We start from the raw sequence: 870 nt of genomic DNA on the forward strand, positions 1-870 counted from the left end.
AGGGCGGGTTCGCCCTCTATGGGTATGCCTAAGTCGTTTAAGCGTGCCCGGATTGCGGTTTGGCGTTGAAGGAGAGGACCGCGCGAGGCAATGCAGGCGTTGTATTGGGCCGGCGGCAGCGGCCCGACGTTTTCGACGCCGCATTGGGTGTTCCACGCCCGTATTTCAGCGTTAACTTGGGCCCATTCTGCGAGCGCCTGCTCGGCGCTCATGTCTTTAGGGTCGACCGGCATGGGTGGCGGGGTCGGGTCACGCGGTAGGGGCAAAGATGGTGCCGCCGGGGCCGGTACGAGCCCTGGCGGGCCGAAGCCCAGCATTTGGACAGCGCTGTTGCCAGTCCTGGGTGTGGTATCTGACGGCGCGGTCCTGGCGGGACCGGGGTCGAGTGTGACGGGTGCGGGGGTGGGGGCGATGCCTGCGTGGCCAGCCCCGGCCCCGCCACCGCCGCTGCCGCCGAAGGCGGGCAGGGGGCCGGCACCTGGCGGCAGCGGCACCGGCGGCGCGATGCCCGCTAGCGCGCCGGCCGCTGGTGGGGCTTGCCACGGTGGTGCAGCTGCTGAGGCCGCGGCCTGTGGTGATATGTGCCGCATCAGCGGGCTAGCGCCGGTCAAGGCATCGAGCAGCGATGATGCTGAGGGGGCTGGCGGTGATGGCGGCACCGTCGGATTCGGCGAGTGGGTGGTGGTGATGGCGGCGACGGCCTGGATGTGGCCGCGCACCGCGCCTTCGCCGCCCAGCTCACCGGCGGAGCGCGCCACGTCGGTGGCGGTCTGCACTTCCTGGCCGGTGAAACGGGTCACCTGGACACGCAGATCGGCGGAGATGGCCTGGGCGGTGGGCTGCCGGGCGTACCAGCCGATCGAGCCCGGC

2 pseudogenes are annotated in these 870 nt (G+C 70.9%); one reads left to right on the plus strand and one right to left on the minus strand.

The features are described 5' to 3' along the window. Positions 1-212: pseudogene (locus tag BST40_RS32290) on the minus strand (hypothetical protein); the annotation flags it as partial. 462 nt (positions 213-674) lie between these two features. On the opposite strand from BST40_RS32290, the pseudogene BST40_RS32295 reads away from it, so the two are divergent. After that, positions 675-870 (plus strand): annotated as a pseudogene (locus BST40_RS32295) (hypothetical protein); the annotation flags it as partial.

It is taken from the genome of Mycobacterium persicum, assembly GCF_002086675.1.
GTDB classification, from domain to species: Bacteria; Actinomycetota; Actinomycetes; order Mycobacteriales; family Mycobacteriaceae; genus Mycobacterium; species Mycobacterium persicum.